Origin of the sequence: Bradyrhizobium elkanii USDA 76 (genome assembly GCF_023278185.1) — a bacterium.
Lineage (GTDB): Bacteria > Pseudomonadota > Alphaproteobacteria > Rhizobiales > Xanthobacteraceae > Bradyrhizobium > Bradyrhizobium elkanii.
On sequence record NZ_CP066356.1, the window covers coordinates 3,326,264 to 3,342,764 of the forward strand.

Consider the following 16,501-nt stretch of genomic DNA (forward strand, 5'->3'; position numbering starts at 1 on the left):
GAACTTCCGATTGGCTGCCGTCCTCAAGACGTGGGCGGGGCGGCGGTAAATTTCGAAGTCGCTGCACTAAAGATAATGGTAAGCCGATTCGGGCAGCAAGAGGGCGCGCAATTCGATGTCGGGGGCGATCATTTTGCCAACTCCGCCAGCTTTAATATTTCGGCGACGATTTTACGCCGCTCCGATGTGTCGTTTGATCGATTGAACTTTTCTTGCAGCACTTGGAAGGTTGTTCTGATCAGCATGTCATCGAGCACGACCGGCAATTTATCCACGGCATTGAATCCGGCAGCAGCTGCCTCCTCAAACCCAGCCACGAATCCCTTCTTAAAGGCCTCGCGATCGTGCAGAAGATGCACGATCTTCGGCTCAATGGACGCGCTGAAGGCATGTCCGAAAACAAGAAACATACTCATGCCGCCACCGCCGTTTCAGCCTCGAACGACGCAAAGAACACGCGGGGAATTCCAGTGAATGGTACGATGACTGATTCGGGTGTACGAAGGCGCGATCTCGACCTTGGGGATAGGGGTCAACCAGGCCGAGATCGCGCTGCCTCGCCGCTGCTGACATCGCGATCATTGTTCGCCTTCATGGCCGCGTTCTGGCCGGATGGTGGCTCGATCTTGGTTGTCCGCGATGTTCACCGTGTCGGCCTTGTCGTCGGGAGCCTCGCGGCGATCCGCCATCGCCTCGACGGCTTCGATCACATGCCGTCGTACTGCCCGGTCCCGGATCGAGCGAAAGGCTCTCAAGAGCCGGAATATCTGCGCGGCTTCCTTCGCCTGCCGTTCCTTCGACACGATCAGCCCTCAACCCACGCGGCTCAATCCTAGCTGTCACACGTACTGCTGCAATTCCGGAGAATTTCGGGCTGGGATGAGGCTGGGGGAAATGAGGTGCACCCCGGCGCAGTAAACGCGGTCCCGTTCGTGCTGTCTGAGGGTCACGGCCGGGACCGTGCTCCGCTCTGGCGGATTACATAAACCGAAGATGGCGGGAACGTTCCTACCGGCCGGAGTGTTTCAGGTAATTGCCTCAACTTGGCTGCCGTAGTCCGGGCGACGTTATCTACTCGGTCATGTGCGCCGCCGTCTCCTCCGGGCCTTGCGCAGTAGCGTCTCACGATCTGACCCCGGAGGCATGGCTTTGACTTCCTCTCGGAGGCTCTTCGCCTCATCGACCAATCGCTCACAAGAGACCGAGTTTTCTTGAAATGGCGTCGCCTCTGCATTGGGACGGCATGTGCTCTAGGAGCAGGTGCCGCGTGTTGGCCGCCATCTCGTCACGCTGGAGCGGACTCTACTGAACGTGGAACGCCTGCATTTTCGCGGCAAATTGCCTAGCGACCTCGGGCGGGATTTCGAGCGGCTTTCGGCTAATGGGCATTACCGGAGAATAGGTATGCATGGCCGAATTTTGCGAGCTCCCGCGTAGAACGAATGGCGCATTGCCTTGCGCAGGCCAGATTTCGGAAACTTGCAGCACGGGGCGAGCACGCTGCACGTCTCCGCAACTACGGCACCAGCGCGGGCTAGAGCGCTGGTGTTTTTGTAAGAAGTGGCCCCAGCGACATGTGGGCCTGGTAGGGTGCGCGGCGGCGATCAGGGTGAGACTCCGTATTGCCTCACATATCGATGCTCCCGAGTGCGGTCGGTTGCCTCATTTATTTTGCTCCCGGCTTGGGTTGAGGAGGAGGCCGGGTGCGGAGATGGCCGGGGTTTCGGAGCGCCCGGCCGCCTCCTCCGCTGGCACCTGGCACATCATTGGGGTGTTGTGACCTCATACCCGGCGGCGTTTTCTCCGTAGGAACGAACAGTAACGCGTACGCTTGCTCGCTGCGCCGGGATTTAAGCCGACGTTGAAGCGTTCGAAGAAGCTTGTTCGGATAGGCTCCAGGATATTCCACCTGCAACCGGGAGAGCAGTTCGCTGCCGTCCGCCAGGGCTCCACCTCAAACCATTTTCGCAAATCCGGCGTTGCCCTGATGAGCGAGTCGGGACGGCGCCGGCCTCTTTTCGCTTTCACGATTGGCCGATCCGTCGGTCGCATAGCTCCGTCCTTCCAGGCGGTTCGTAGGCTTGCCAGAAAGAGATCGATCGATTGCGTTGCCGCAGCAGGATGGGCGATTGGCTGTGCATCCGCGAGCGCCGCGAGGCGCTCCTGTGCGGCGCGGATATCGTGCAGCAACGCGACCGGGTCGAGACCTGCAAGATCAACAATGTCGATCCGCTCGCCTATCTCACTGACGTCCTAACAAGGATCGTCAACGGGCATCCAAACCGTGACATCGACCAGCTACTGCCCTGGGCCTACCGCGCTCAAGCCCTCAAAGCCGTGGCCTGAAAACGAACTGATGTCCGCTGTCAAGGATTAGATCGCAGAGCATTGTCCGATCGCCGATCGGCTGTTCATAGAGATAGTCGTGCATAGGTGGAGGCGGAACCGAAGGACGTCAGTGATCAAGCTCTGATGCGCGGATTGGCTACCGCATTCCCGATTGTGCGTCCGAGGTCTGCTCCTATCTTACTGCGGGCGTCGGCGCTCTTGCCGGCCACAATGCGTCTGACGGGCATTCCCTCTGCCGTGGTGCCGCCTCCGCCCATGCACGATGATAAGAAGGGGGGCTCCTATCTGGCTGTCTGCACTTGCCTGGCGACCGCCCACATAAACCCGACCAGTCCGCACGCGCGCCCTCAAATAGCGCCGTAGCGGGCGGACGGCTTTGCGGTGGTCACCGGTAATTCGCCGGTAGGGTCGGGTTGCTGACACCAACCTGATTCGAGGAACTACCGATGACCGACGAGATGATGAATCTTCGCGCGCTCGTGGAGAAGGCCCCCGATGCCGATCTGCTGCGCGAGATGATCGGCTTTGCCGCCCAACGCCTGATGGAGCTGGAGGTCGGCGGGCTGACCGGAGCGACTTACGGCGAGAAGAGCTCCGAGCGGCTGGCGCAGCGCAACGGCTACCGTGACCGGACCTGGGAGACCCGTGCCGGGGCGGTCGAGCTGCGCATCCCCGAGCTGCGCAAGGGAAGCTATTTTCCGGGCTTCCTGGAGCCGCGCCGGATGGCGGAGAAGGCGCTGACCGCCGTGATCCAAGAGGCCTACGTGCAGGGCGTCTCGACCCGCTCGGTCGACGATCTGGTGCAGGCGATGGGGATGAGCGGCATTTCCAAGAGCCAAGTGAGCCGGTTGTGCGGTGAGATCGACGAGAAGGTGAAAGCGTTCCTCGCCCGTCCGATCGAGGGCGACTGGCCGTATTTGTGGATCGATGCCACCTACGTGAAGGTACGCCAGAATGGCCGCATCGTGTCGGTCGCGGTGATCATCGCGGTGGGGGTCAACAGCGACGGAAGGCGCGAGATCCTTGGCATGGACATCGGCCCGTCCGAGGCCGAGACGTTCTGGACCGCGTTCTTGCGCAAGCTCGCCCGTCGCGGCCTGCGCGGCGTGAAGCTCGTTGTCTCCGACGCCCATGAGGGGATCAAAGCCACGGTCGTAAAGGTGCTCAACGCCACCTGGCAGCGCTGCCCCGTGCACTTCATGCGCAACGTCCTGGCGCATGCCGGCAAGAACGGCCGGCGTGTCGTCTCCGCCTTCATCGCTACCGCCTTCGCCCAGGACGATGCCGAAGCGGCCCGGACGCAGTGGCGCAAGGTCGCCGACCAGCTCCGTCCCAAACTGCCCAAGCTCGCCGCCTTCATGGATGACGCCGAACCCGACGTACTTGCCTACATGAGCTTCCCGGCTCAGCACCGCGCCAAGTTGCACTCGACCAACCCGATCGAACGCCTCAATGGCGAGATCAAGCGGCGCACCGAGGTCGTCGGCATCTTCCCAAATGAAGACGCCATTGTTTGCCTGGTCGGCGCGATCCTGCTCGAGCAGAACGACGAATGGGCGGTCCAGCGCGCCCGCTACATGACGCTGGAAACGATCGCGCCCTTGAGCGATGATCCCATCGTCGGCTTGCCCGCCGTGGCAAGCTGATGCCTTCCGACCCGCCGGAAAATCGGCGGTGGCCTGCCGTCAGCTACACCACGCCAAAGGACACGATCCCATATCTGGTTTCCTTTTCCGGGAAGGGCTCCTGCGTCTTGCGATCGATGAACGTGTCCGGGCCGGGTTTTCTTTTGAGCAACCGGATAGATTTGGCAGAGGCCTTTACGGCCTCATCAACGATCCGCTTGTCTCGCTGTTGAGAAGTGTAAATGCAATTAATGACTCGCTGATCGGCCATGGACCGCGCTCCTTCGCTTGTGCAGGCGGGAGCGCTCTCGGTCTCTCAGCCACCGACGCCTAGCGTTACCGCGATCACGTAAGACGGTCAGTCTAGTCGGTGCTCGGACGAGCAATGATATGGCCTAAAGCTATGGATCACCCGAGCGAGAGCGCAGTGAGGACAGTACCGATCAGCGGCTTTGCCGAGTTGGCGTCGGAATTCCTGCCGGAGAGCTTCTCCCTCCCTAGTCGTGCCATCGCACTTGATCAGCTTTCTGGCGCGCGCAAAGGCGTGGTTTTCAGCCGCATCATCGCCGACACGGACCACGATATCCAGATGGAAGGGACATACTGCTATGGCATGGGTCGTTTCCAGTGCGTAGTGCACGGCTGAACGCAAATCATCTACGTGGCCGCTTACGGGCATACGAGCCTCCTCGGACGAAACGGGGCTCGGAGTGCTAGAGCCTGAGTCCCGTAACCCTTGAACAGTCAGGTTTTCGGATGCGGCTCATCTATAGCCCGCTTGGCTGGCCTATCATTGATATAGCGCAAAAGAACTCGGCTCTATGCAAAAGCTCGGCTACTAGTTGAGATGGCCGGGCGAATGCAAATATGAACTCGATGAACACTGCGAGTGTGCTGTGGTGCCAGCACACTTCCATCCCGGCCGAATACGAGTGGCGGACGGCGTTAGACGCACTTGAGTGGAGGCTGTTTACCCGCCGGACCGAGGCACGAACGCATCCACGGACGCGGCTATTCGGGTTGCCAATTCAGTAGCGGTCGGCGCGGACTGCTTTTCGAGTGGTAAGGCGACGGAATGCGCCGCCGCCAATCCGGCACCAGCGGTACAAATGGCTATCGCAATTGCAACGAGATGATCGATCCTCATGGCGATGGTCCCTCGCATCGACCCCATCAGATAACCGGGCAAATTCAAAATTGGTTCCCCGGTCTGAGCGAGTTCCTATGAGCGATCGCCGGAACTCCCCCAAAGACTTGAACGTTGGGTTTTGTTGTCGAGCCGACAGAAGGACACGCCGTCGCATCGGCTGCGCCGTACCAGTGCGCGCGTTTATTTCAGAACAGCCCGACCAGGGAGAAGAGAGCGACTTCGGTCAAGAAAGCGACACTCATGATAGCGACGGTGAGAAACACGTCGCCAGCCGACAGATTTGTCATAGTGCGCCTCACATTTCGCGAAGCCCCCGTGGGTAATTCACCTATGATAAAAAGGTTCGGTTCCAGCGGACAAAGCAAGCCCGATGCACGTTGCTATCGTGGCGGCAGGAAGACCTTGCGATAACGGTTGAACATTTTCATCACACTTTAGGTGGTCTGGCTCATTTAGGACGTCAAGCCAGAAACAAAGCCAGCCTGGCTGCGGCGTTCAGATGTTTCCGACGACGTCAGCAACGCAATCAGGCGTTGCGCCGGCGATGCCGACGATGCATGTGCGGGGATGGCAGCTGTGTACATGGTGGCGAGCCCGCATCCTGGCGGCAAGGGGCCGGACAGCACGACGCCTTTGGTGCTGATGATCTCGGTCGATTGCGTGCAGCCGATCGGCCGCCGGTCATTGGACTCGGCCAGATATCGCATGGCGGTCGCGCCGTTTGGAAAGACTCTCAACCGGTCGGCGATGACATCAGCGACATCTATTTGTGCGAGCAGCTTGGCGACATGAATTCCGGCGGTCGATGCCTTGGTATCCGGCACGAAGATCGCGTCAGCGGCGAGCAATGCCGCGCGCAGGCTGGCCGCGTCGTCGGCGCTGACCAATGGATCGCCGGCCCGAACGGCGAGGGCGGTTTCAACCCGGCCGATGTCCGTGATCGAGCTGCGCAAAACCAGCCCTTCGTCGGCAAGCTTCGCGATCAGAGCGGCGGTCAGGATGACGATGTCGGTCGGTACGCCGGCGCGCAATCTGTCGGCCATGGCGCCGACCGCGCCAAAATCGCCGGCAATGCCGAGGCCGGTTTCGGCTTCAAACGCGGGCTCAAGGCTGCGCACCAGGCCTTGCGCCGCCCCGCCGCTCAGGATGTTCAACGTCTTCATGCGCCATGTTCCCTTCGCCCGTGGACTCGCCGCCGCGTGCCTATTGGAGCTTGTCCAATCTCTTGACGACGTCTGCCCACTTCACGATATCGGCGCGCAGGAATGCGTCGAATTCCTCCGGCGTCATGGTCATCGGCGCCGCGCCTTGCGCGGCCCAGAGCTTCTCGACCTCCGGCCGCCTGATCGCCGCGTTCACAGCCGCGTTGAGCTTGTCGACGATCGGCTTCGGCGTGCCCGCCGGGGCCATCAGGCCGAGCCAGATCGTTGCCTCATAGCCGGACACGGCCGCCTCGGTCACCGTCGGAACGTTGGGCAGCACCGTCGAACGGGTCTTGCCGGTCGTTGCGAGCGCTCGCACCTGGTTTTCGGCGACATTCGGCGCCATCGCGGGAACGGCATCGATCATCATCTGGACCTGGCCGCCGATGACGCCGCCGCGGGCTTCGCCGCTATTGCGGTAGGGCACGTGCACGACGTCGATCCCGGCCATGGCTTTGAACAGCTCGCCCGCCATGTGATACGGCGTGCCCTGACCTGACGAGGCATAGTTCAGCTTTCCGGGCTGGACCTTTGCGAGGGCGATGAATTCCTGCAAGGTCTTGGCCTGCACGGCGGGGTGGACCACGATCACGAGATCCGAGGTATTCAACGACGCGATCGGCGTCAGGTCGCGCATCAGTTCATATTTGCGCTGCGGCACCAGCGATTCGTTCGCGGTCTGGGTGTTCGACATCATCAAGAGGGTGTAGCCGTCGGCCGGTGCCTTGGCGACCTCGAGCGTGCCGATCACGCCGCCGGCGCCGGTGCGGTTCTCCACCACGAAGGGCTGGCCGAGGCTTTCCTGCAAGATGCCGCCGATCTGCCGCGCGGCGACGTCGGCCGGACCGCCGGGACCGAAGGGAACGATGATCCTGCCCGGCCGTGCGGGATAGTCTTCGGCGTCAGCATATGAGCCTGACATGGACACGGTCAGCAACGCCGCGACGAACACCAAGGCGTACCGCAAGCCTGCCATTGACGGAATCCCCCAACTTTAGTCTTGTTTCTTGATCAGAAGTCTAGCTGCAACCTGAAGCTTCTGTCGACGACAGACTCCGTTTTCGCGCATCGGAATAAGAGCGGGAGGACGGTGTACTCAAACTTCGCCATCGCGTGCGGGGAATCATATGAGGAAACATCCTGGGCTATCGCGCCGCGACATGCTGAAGGGCTCGGGCGCGGTGCTGGCCGGGGCCGCCCTTTCAACGCGCGTGCTGGCTGCTGCGCCGCCAGCCGAACCGGTGACGCCGACGTTGATCGAGGCAGCGAAGAAAGAGGGGCAGGTCGTCTATTACACCTCGACCGATCTGCCGGTTGCCGAGAAGCTGGCAAGGGCATTTGAAGCGAAATATCCCGATATCACCGTGCGCGTCGAACGCACCGGGGCGGAGCGTGTGTTCCAGCGGGTCGGCCAGGAATATTCCAGCAACATTCATGCCGTCGATGTCGTCAATTCCTCCGACGCCGCACATTTCATCGTGTGGAAGCGCGACGGCATTCTCGCGCCCTATGTTCCGGAGGAGGTCGCGAAATACTACCCCGACGAGCATCGTGATGCGGACGGGCAATTCGCAAGCTTCCGGGTCTGGCTTTCGATCATTGCCTACAACACCAATCTCGTGAAGGCCGAGGAGGCGCCCCAGAGCTTTGCCGATCTGCTGGATCCGAAATGGAAGGGCAAGATCGTCAAGGCGCATCCCGGCTATAGCGGCACCATCATGACCGCGACCTATCAGATGCAACGCGATCTCGGCTGGAGCTTCTTCGAGAAGCTCGCCAAGCAGAACATCATGCAGGTGCAGTCCTCGACGGATCCACCCAAGAAGCTCGATCTCGGCGAGCGTGCTGTCATGGCCGACGGCAACGAATACAACATCTTCCAGATGAAAGAGGCCGGCCGCCCGGTCGAGCCGGTCTACGCCACCGAGGGGTCACCGATCATCGTCGGCCCTAACGGGATCTTCAAGGACTGTCCGCACCCGAATGCCGCCAGGCTGTTTCAATCCTTCGCGCTCGGGCGTGAGGGCCAACAGCTCAATGTCGAGATCGGCGGCCTCAGATCCGTCCACGCGCAGGCCAAGGAGAAGGCTGGACGCAGGCCGCTAAAGGACATCAAGACGATGAAGGACGATCCGGTGGCGGTGGAGCGGGAAGGGGAATCGATCAAATCGCATTATACCCGCATCTTCCGAGTCTGATGGGACTGCTCAGACCAATAACTGCCCGTCCGGGCGCCTGCCGCATGGCACGTGCCCGGATTTCGCGCGAGCTGGGTCAATAATGCCCCTCGGCGGAGGCGACGTTTGATGTTACCAATTTGGCCATGAACCAGCATGCCAAGGTCGATATCCGCCATTCCACCTGTCCGCACGACTGCCCCTCGGCATGTGCGCTCGACGTCGAGGTGATCGAGGGCCGCTCGATCGGCAGGGTACGCGGCTCCAAGCAGCAGACTTATACGGCCGGCGTGGTCTGCGCCAAGGTGGCGCGCTATGCCGAGCGGATTCATCACGCCGAGCGGCTGATATATCCGCTGCGCCGGACCGGGCCGAAGGGCTCCGGCCAGTTCGCGCGGATTTCCTGGGACGAGGCACTGGACGAGATCGCGGCGCGATTCGACGCGGCCGAGCGGGAATTCGGCGCCGAGTCGGTCTGGCCTTACTATTACGCCGGCACCATGGGGCTGGTGATGCGCGACGGCCTCAACCGGCTGTCGCATGTGAAGAAGTATTCGCGCTTCTACGGCACGATCTGCGCGACCATCGCGCGCATCGGCTTTGCCGCCGGGACCGGCAAGATCGCCGGCGTCGATCCCCGCGAGATGGGCGTCTCCGACCTCATCGTGATCTGGGGCACCAATCCGGTGAACACCCAGGTCAACGTGATGACGCATGCATCCCGCGCGCGCAAGGAGCGCGGCGCGAAGATTGCGGCGGTCGACGTCTACAATAACGAGACCATGAAGCAGGCCGACATCAAGATCCTGCTGCGGCCGGGGACCGATGGCGCGTTCGCCTGCGCCGTGATGCATGTGCTGTTCCGCGAGGGATTTGCCGATCGCGACTATCTTGCGCGCTATACTGATTGCCCCGACGAGCTGGAAACGCATCTGAAGACCCGCACGCCGGAATGGGCTTCAGCGATCTCGGGCGTACCGGTCGAGGAGATCGAGGCGTTCGCGCGGCTGGTCGGACAGACCAAGCGCTCGTTCTTCCGTCTTGGTTACGGCTTTACCCGCAGCCGCAACGGCGCCGCCCAGATGCACGCGGCCTCGTGCATCCCCGCGGTGACCGGTGCCTGGCAGTATGAGGGCGGCGGCGCGTTCTTCAACAACGCCGCAATCTGGCGTTTCGACGAGTCGATCATCGAAGGCCACGACGCGATAGATCCCTCGACGCGGGTGCTCGATCAGTCCAAGATCGGCCGCATCCTGACCGGCGATGCCGAGGCGCTCCGCGGCGGGGGGCCGGTCAAGGCGATGCTGATCCAGAACACCAATCCGATGACGGTGGCGCCCGAGCAGGCGCTAGTGCGCCAGGGCTTTGCCCGCGAGGATCTGTTCGTCGCGGTGCACGAGCAGTTCATGACCGAGACGGCGCAGATGGCCGATATCGTGCTGCCGGCGACGATGTTCATGGAGCACGACGACCTCTATTACGGCGGCGGTCATCAGCACATCTCGGTCGGGCCGAAGCTGATCGATCCGCCCGGCGAGTGCCGTTCCAATCACGAGGTGATGCAGGGGCTCGGCCGCCGGCTCAACGCCGTGCATCCCGGCTTCGACATGACGCCGCGCCAGCTGATCGATGCGACGCTGAAGAAGAGCGGGCACGGCACGATCGAGGCCCTGGAGGCCGACATTTGGCGCGACCTGCAACCTGATTTCCGCACGTCGCATTATCTCGACGGCTTTGCCCATCCCGACAAGAAGTTCCACTTCAAGGTGGATTGGGGCAAGGTACCCGTCGGTACCGGCGGGCTGATGGGCGCGTGGGACAAGATGCCCTCGCTGCCCGACCACTGGACCATCATCGAGGAGGCGGACGCGCAGCATCCGTTCCGGCTCGCGACGTCACCCTCGCGCAGCTTCCTCAACACCAGTTTCAACGAGACGCCGTCGTCGCAGGCTCGCGAGGGCGCGCCGACCGTGATGATCCATCCCGACGACGCAGCCAGCCTGTCGATAGCCGACGGCGACGCGGTGACGCTCGGCAACACGCGCGGCGAGACCACGCTGACCGCGAAACTGTTCGACGGCGTTCGCCGCGGCGTGCTGATCGCCGAGTCGATCCATCCGAACAAGTCCCATATCGGCGGGCGCGGCATCAACATGTTGACCGGGGCGGAGGCCGTCGCGCCGCTCGGCGGCGCCGCGTTCCACGACAACAAGGTCTGGATCCGGAAGGCATCGGCCGCCGCATAAATCCTGCTTGCAGTCGGCGCCGATCCTGCCGCAAATGTCGGCTGACAACGGCACACGGGCAAGAAAACAGGCAGGAAACATGACCGACAACAGCGTTCTTCTCGAAAAGCGCGGGCAGGCGTTCTGGATCACCATCAACCGCCCGGACAAGCGCAACGCGCTCAATGCCGGGGTGATCGCCGGCATCGCGAAGGGCTATCGCGAGGCGCATGACGACAAAGACGTCCGCGTCATCGTGCTGACCGGCGCGGGCGACAAGGCGTTCTGCGCCGGCGCTGATCTGCAGAACAGCGGCGCGGCCTTCTCGATGGATTTCTCGCGCCCCAATGTCGACTATGCCGACCTGTTGCGGCTGTCGCAGAACGCGACCAAGCCCGCGATCGCGCGGGTCGGCGGCGTCTGCATGGCCGGCGGCATGGGACTGTTGTGCATGACCGACATGGCGGTCGCCGGCGATCAAGTGATCTTCGGTCTGCCCGAGGTGAAGGTCGGCGTGTTCCCGATGCAGGTGCTGAGCCTGCTGCAATCGATCGCCCCGCCGCGCCTGGTCAACGAATGGGCGCTGACCGGCGAGCCGTTCGATGCCAAGGCCGCGCAGACTGCGGGCCTTCTCAACTATGTGGTGCCGGCAGCCGAGCTCGACGCCAAGGTCGATTGGCTGATCGGCCGCATCGTCGACAAGTCGCCGACGGCGATCCGCCGCGGCAAATACGCGATGCGGGCGATCGCGTCGATGTCGTTCGACGAGAGCATCGCCTACACCGAAAGCCAGATCGCGCTGCTCGCGATGACCGAGGACGCCAAGGAAGGCCTCAAGGCGTTCGGTGAGAAGCGCAAGCCGACATGGACCGGGCGCTAGGCGGTAGACCGATCGCAAGCGTTCGTGACGCGAAATCGTGTCAGTTGCCTGAAACGAGGGCATCATGCGACGCGAGCGCAGAATCTGATGAGAGGGCCGTTCTGGTTCGTTCCTCTCGGCGCTTCTTTGCGGCCGCGATCAGCTGCTTCCGCGTGCGTTTGGCATAGGTTGGGAGTTGTTGTCTCGAGCGATGGCGGCCGGCGGCGCGTAGTTCAGCGTCTGTGAGATCGCTATCGGCACCTTCCGTGAATCCGCCGTGACGAAAGGAGGTAAATGAGAGTTCGTGCCGAAGACCAGCCGCGATGACTATTTTTTTGACCACATGCCGAAGATAGCGAAGGTCCTTACGCTCGGTCATCCATGGGATCAAGGCAGACGATTTGCGGTGGGCATGATCACGGCGGAACACCAATCCTGAAACGACAGAGCCTTTGATCGCATCGAGTTCCGCCACCAACTCGGGGAAGAGGGGACCGCCCTTGTCATCGAACAGAGGCCACCAGGCTTCCTCGTTATTCTTTGGATGCACAATCCTTACACTGTTTGACCGCTCTTTTGGCCGATAGTGCGCGATTTCGAAAGCGCCGAAAACATGCTCCTCGCGTTGCAACCACTCCCATGACAATAGCGCGGCCGTTCCAATAGAGTGATATCCGAGCCGTTTCGCAGCTTTCCTAAACGCGGCTAGTTCATCCCAGCTTGCCGTGGGTGTCTCCCGCATGGGCTGCCCAGGCGCACGGGATTTTAGGCCCATCCGCGAGAAGGGATTGACCTGTGGTACCATTGTTTCTTGCACGCGTTGACCAACAAACCAGGCGCGTCTGCAAGCAGTCATAGCTGCATTTGCGAACCGTCGACGTTCGCGCTTGGCGGCGTTACCTTCTCTGTCCTTGTATTGCACGACGAGGAGCTTCGCGTAGACCGCGTCAACAAATGCTTTGGTGAAATCAGTGATTTGTTTCGAGCCGACGCGGCTGCCGTCCTTTAGTTCGTGATTGGCGAAGAGTTGCAGACCTTGGCTGTATAAGCGCTGTGTCTTGTGATCGATGTCCCTCCATCGCTGGTGCGCCCGGAAGACGCTGACGAGCCAGTCGAAAGTGCCGGGCACAGGGAGCACTGGAAGCATGTCGGTCAATCCTCCGGAACGCCAGCTGTCAAAAGCTGGCAGCAGAATACTTTCAGTTCGCTCGACCGCTGACGCGAAGTCTTGTCCCAACGCTTCAGCATGTACGGGGCAACCCTGCTTGCGGGCCCAAGTCGGCGGCTCGAAGAAGTAGCCTGGTCGACCTCCCTTCAGTCGCTTCGACCGGAAATAGCGAGGAGGCCTCGACGTGGCATCGAGCGTATTCATACAAGAGAGGCCAGGTCCTCATTTTTTGATTTATCTGGTGCTGCTCCTCCGTATTGGGCACTGAAGTGATCGATGGCGGCTCTCGACCAGACTGGTTGTCGAGCCCGTCCAGTTCTGCGATGGGCAATTGGTGGCGGTGCCTCACCGCGGCCGACGGCACGCGCGAGTTCGCGCGTGTCCGCGAAACCCAGATAAGCAGCGGCCATGTCGGCAGGCATGAGCGCAGGCCAGGTGCCGATCGGTGGATAGCGGGCGGGAAGGGCGGCACGCGATGCCACGGATGTCAGCTCACGCGTCAATGCGACAACGGTCTACGCGCTGAAGCTATTGCAACGGCGTGATCCCTTGGGCTCCTTGCTGACATGTGCTCATACCCTCGTCTCCCCCTCGTGCACCAACTCGAAGCACGAGGGAGCTGTGAGGTATAGTACCATCAGAAGCTCATGCAGAAATCGGCGGGCTTGGCGTGCAAATAAGTGCTGGGCGTCGACGGTGCAGGCATGCGGCGCCGATGGCACAGCGATCGACGCTCTCCATAAACATGCCGTTCAGGCCCGCGAGCGACTGCGAACGCTGCGCAGGGCGGAGCAAGCTGAGCGGTAGTTCCTCGGCAAGAAGCCTGGCATCCACCACGGAAAACGCCGCTCGACGAGAGTCATATGATACTTGCGAATTGTCAGTTGGTATTCCGACACGTGTGTCGCTCATCTCGCATCTGGACTACAGAAGCGCTCTCGTTTGTCGGAATTGCGAAACGCCAGCCACCCAAGCTGCCCCGTGAGCTCGATGTTGATGAAGCAATTGCCAATCGCCAGGTGAACGTCGCCCTAGCGGGCCGGGCTGTCGGCTGCGCTGAAACTCCGGCTTCGCCGGATTTTCACACTTCGGGCGTCCATCCCTGACGCGATCGGCGCGGTCAGTTGGAGATCGTTGCCCGCGCATATGCGGGTGGAGGGACGGGCATAGAGTAAGAGGGCGGCGACGGGAGGCCGTGACGGGTTTGAAGTTGCGAGAGAGGCTCGCGGCGCCCGTCGCGGAGACCCGCAATGTCCAAACACCATTCCCGGACGCACACCAGGGAAGACCGGTTGAGCCTGTATGACGAAATCACCAATAAGATCATCGCCGAGCTGGAGGCTGGCCATGTACCCTGGGTTCAGCCATGGGAGAACGCTGCAGAAAAAGCACTCCCGGTCATGCCGAAAAACGTCACGACGAATCGTCCGTACAGTGGCGTGAACGTCCTGATACTCTGGAGTACGGCCCGTGAGCGTGGATTCTCAAGTCAGCGCTGGCTTACCTACCGTCAGGCGCTCACGATCGGAAGTCACATCCGCAAGGGTGAACGTGGCACGACCATCGTTCACGCTGATCATTTCGTGCCGCGTGACGAAAGGATTCGCGCGTACGAGACCGGGGAGGAGGCGCAAGCCGTCCCATTTCTGAAACGATTTACCGTCTTCAATGTCGACCAATGCGATGGTGCACTCCCCACAGAAATTGCGACGGCTGCACCGCCGCAGCGACCCGACATGATTGAACCAACGGTTGAGGCCTTGATCAAGGCGACCGGTATCGATTTCCGTATCGGTGGCAACCGTGCGTTCTACGCACCGTCTGATGACTATGTTCAAGTGCCGCCGCCTGCGGCCTACTTCGAGCCTATCAATTGGCACCGCACCGCGCTCCACGAACTTGGCCACGCGAGCGGTCATCCCTCGCGCCTCAACCGCGATCTTGGTGGTTGCTATGGTACGAAGAGATACGCATTGGAGGAATTGATTGCGGAGCTGTGTGCTGCATTCTGCTGCACATCACTCGGCATCGTACCGACTGTGCGCCACGCCGACTATATCGGCTCATGGCTTGAGATCCTGCGGGAGGATAACCGCGCAATTCTGCGTGCGGCATCGCAGGCGAGCAAAGCCGCCGACTTCTTGCTCGGATTCGTTCCGAAGCAATCCCTAGCCGCACCGACTATAGCTGTCGGAGCCGAGCAGGAAGCATGATCGGCATTTGATGACGTACTCGAGAGGAAGAGGGCGGCGCGTGACGCCATAATGGGTTGGAGGCCGAGGGAGAGGTCCTTCGGTCGCCCGTCATGGAGACCTCAAATGACAATGGCTGTCCAAGCGAGAGTGCTTTCACCCTCATTTAAGAATCCGGTTGCTCGGGCAGGTAAAGAGGAGGTGGCCTAATGCGGCGCGATGCGTCCGAAATGGCACGTCGCCTCGCGCGTGAGGCCGAGGCGGTGTGTCGCCACTATCTCTCCAACGGCTGCCGGCGGGGTCGTTATTGGGTCGTCGGGGACTGTAGAAATGCACCCGGCCGCTCGCTGTTCGTCCGGTTGAGCCAATCGCCCAAGAGGCCCGCCGGCAAGTGGACGGATGCCGCGACCGGGGAGCATGGCGATCTTCTCGACATTATCAAGACTAGCTGCGGGTTGGTCGATTTCCGTGACGTCCTCGAGGAGGCGCGGCGGTTCCTGAACATGCCTCGATCCGATCCCCGACCGGTCGGTGCTGATCGTCTGCTGCGGCAAAGCGGATCTGTAGAGGCCGCACGTCGGCTCTTTACCATGTCACAGCCGATCGGTCGGACTGTGGCCCAAATCTATCTGCGGCAACGCGGCATTAAGCCCATCCGCGACGACGGCGCGCTGCGCTTTCATGCGCATTGCTACTATCGGCCCGACCTGGACTCTCCGCCCCTGTTCTGGCCGGCAATGATCGCTCGCGTGACCGATCTCAAGGGGCATTTCACCGGCGTACACCGGACCTGGCTTCATCCGTCGGGACAGGGCAAGGCGCCGGTCGAAACACCACGGCGTGCAATGGGCGATCTCCTCGGTAACGCAGTACGTTTCGGGTCAGTTGACGACGTGCTGGTGGCAGGCGAGGGCATCGAAACCGTGCTGTCGCTTCGTTGCGTGTTGCGGAGCATGCCGATGGTAGCAGCCCTTTCCGCCAACCACCTTGCCGCCCTACGGCTCCCGCTGTCGCTACGCAGGCTCTACATCGCGCGCGATGCGGACGCGGCTGGAATGGCGGCAGCGATAGCCTTGACGAGCCGCGCAGAGGCTGTCGGCATCGAGGTCTTCATTCTGTCGCCGAAGTTCGAGGACTTCAACGCTGATCTCTGCACGTTGGACGCTGAAGTATTCCGAGCGGCGTTACAGGAGCAGCTCGCTCCTCGGGACATCGTCCAGTTGCGGCCATGAGCCGCGATCGATTCGAGATTGCGGCGATCTCTCGACCGCGGATCGTCGTGATCTGCCGATGCGAGATCACCTTTGCCGGGCGGGACCGCGCCACGGCCTTCTAGAGGGCGATCGGACGGCAGGTGGACCGGCCCTGCAATGGCTGCGCACGGCTATTTTCCGCCGGCCCTGCGGCCCTTTGCATCGCGAAGCAAAATAGCCGGCCTTCGCCATCCTCCGCTCCGCTTCGGCCCGCCGGCTTGCGCCTTTGGGTTCTGGTCCGCTCCGCCCGCCGTCTTTTGATCGCCACGAAGACCGCGATAGGCGCGGCCGATCGGGCAGA

The 16,501-nt window shown here is 61.6% G+C and carries 13 protein-coding genes and 2 pseudogenes; 8 read left to right on the forward strand and 7 right to left on the reverse strand.

Annotation, left to right across the window (positions count from 1 at the left end):
- Nucleotides 1–128 precede the first annotated feature (128 nt).
- The 3 genes and pseudogenes from JEY66_RS15940 to JEY66_RS15950 form a co-directional block, all read right to left on the reverse strand.
- The gene (locus JEY66_RS15940) at nucleotides 129–416 is read right to left on the reverse strand and encodes a hypothetical protein (protein WP_018272779.1); all 288 of its coding nucleotides are present in this window, start codon (nucleotides 414–416) and stop codon (nucleotides 129–131) included.
- 162 nt (nucleotides 417–578) lie between these two features.
- Nucleotides 579–803, reverse strand: coding sequence for a hypothetical protein (locus JEY66_RS15945; RefSeq protein ID WP_016840991.1), 225 nt, complete (start codon nucleotides 801–803; stop codon nucleotides 579–581).
- A gap of 960 nt (nucleotides 804–1,763) precedes the next feature.
- Nucleotides 1,764–2,205 (reverse strand): annotated as a pseudogene (locus JEY66_RS15950) (ISNCY family transposase); the annotation flags it as partial.
- On the opposite strand from JEY66_RS15950, the pseudogene JEY66_RS15955 reads away from it, so the two are divergent.
- Both JEY66_RS15955 and JEY66_RS15960 read left to right on the forward strand, forming a co-directional pair.
- Nucleotides 2,149–2,346: pseudogene (locus JEY66_RS15955) on the forward strand (transposase domain-containing protein); the annotation flags it as partial. The pseudogenes JEY66_RS15950 and JEY66_RS15955 sit on opposite strands and share 57 nt — an antisense overlap.
- 449 nt (nucleotides 2,347–2,795) lie before the next feature.
- Nucleotides 2,796–3,995, forward strand: coding sequence for an IS256 family transposase (locus JEY66_RS15960; RefSeq protein WP_018272777.1), 1,200 nt, complete (start codon nucleotides 2,796–2,798; stop codon nucleotides 3,993–3,995).
- A 43-nt stretch (nucleotides 3,996–4,038) separates the two neighbouring features.
- Here the strand turns inward: JEY66_RS15960 and JEY66_RS15965 are convergent, their stop codons facing one another.
- Entirely contained in the window at nucleotides 4,039–4,245 is a 207-nt protein-coding gene (locus JEY66_RS15965; RefSeq protein ID WP_018272776.1) for a hypothetical protein, read from the reverse strand.
- A 156-nt stretch (nucleotides 4,246–4,401) separates the two neighbouring features.
- Between JEY66_RS15965 and JEY66_RS15970 the strand changes: the two genes are divergently transcribed.
- A complete protein-coding gene (locus JEY66_RS15970) occupies nucleotides 4,402–4,620 on the forward strand; it encodes a hypothetical protein (protein ID WP_157183469.1) in 219 nt (72 codons plus the stop codon).
- A 956-nt stretch (nucleotides 4,621–5,576) separates the two neighbouring features.
- Here JEY66_RS15970 and JEY66_RS15975 read toward each other — a convergent pair.
- Together JEY66_RS15975 and JEY66_RS15980 are read right to left on the reverse strand one after the other, a co-directional pair.
- Entirely contained in the window at nucleotides 5,577–6,287 is a 711-nt protein-coding gene (locus tag JEY66_RS15975; RefSeq protein WP_018272773.1) for a molybdate ABC transporter substrate-binding protein, read from the reverse strand.
- 40 nt (nucleotides 6,288–6,327) lie between these two features.
- Nucleotides 6,328–7,248 carry a tripartite tricarboxylate transporter substrate binding protein gene (locus JEY66_RS15980; RefSeq protein ID WP_370182553.1) on the reverse strand — a complete coding sequence of 307 codons (921 nt, stop codon included), beginning with the start codon at nucleotides 7,246–7,248 and terminating at the stop codon, nucleotides 6,328–6,330.
- Nucleotides 7,249–7,453: 205 nt separating this feature from the next.
- On the opposite strand from JEY66_RS15980, the gene JEY66_RS15985 reads away from it, so the two are divergent.
- The 3 genes from JEY66_RS15985 (at nucleotide 7,454) to JEY66_RS15995 (ending at nucleotide 11,608) form a co-directional block, all read left to right on the forward strand.
- Nucleotides 7,454–8,524 carry a substrate-binding domain-containing protein gene (locus tag JEY66_RS15985; protein WP_026193065.1) on the forward strand — a complete coding sequence of 357 codons (1,071 nt, stop codon included), beginning with the start codon at nucleotides 7,454–7,456 and terminating at the stop codon, nucleotides 8,522–8,524.
- 125 nt (nucleotides 8,525–8,649) lie between these two features.
- A complete protein-coding gene (locus tag JEY66_RS15990; protein WP_018272770.1) occupies nucleotides 8,650–10,749 on the forward strand; it encodes a molybdopterin oxidoreductase family protein in 2,100 nt (699 codons plus the stop codon).
- Between the two features lie 79 nt (nucleotides 10,750–10,828).
- Nucleotides 10,829–11,608 (forward strand): enoyl-CoA hydratase/isomerase family protein, encoded by a 780-nt coding sequence (locus tag JEY66_RS15995; RefSeq protein WP_018272769.1) that lies wholly within the window; start codon nucleotides 10,829–10,831, stop codon nucleotides 11,606–11,608.
- Nucleotides 11,609–11,648: 40 nt separating this feature from the next.
- Here the strand turns inward: JEY66_RS15995 and JEY66_RS16000 are convergent, their stop codons facing one another.
- Nucleotides 11,649–12,959, reverse strand: a complete 1,311-nt coding sequence (locus tag JEY66_RS16000) for a hypothetical protein (protein ID WP_129965163.1) — start codon at nucleotides 12,957–12,959, stop codon at nucleotides 11,649–11,651.
- Between the two features lie 1,046 nt (nucleotides 12,960–14,005).
- Between JEY66_RS16000 and JEY66_RS16005 the strand changes: the two genes are divergently transcribed.
- Nucleotides 14,006–14,968: an ArdC family protein gene (locus JEY66_RS16005; RefSeq protein WP_026193064.1), complete on the forward strand. Its 963-nt coding sequence runs from the start codon at nucleotides 14,006–14,008 to the stop codon at nucleotides 14,966–14,968.
- A gap of 188 nt (nucleotides 14,969–15,156) precedes the next feature.
- Nucleotides 15,157–16,179 (forward strand): DUF7146 domain-containing protein, encoded by a 1,023-nt coding sequence (locus JEY66_RS16010; RefSeq protein ID WP_018272766.1) that lies wholly within the window; start codon nucleotides 15,157–15,159, stop codon nucleotides 16,177–16,179.
- Nucleotides 16,180–16,501 lie beyond the last annotated feature (322 nt).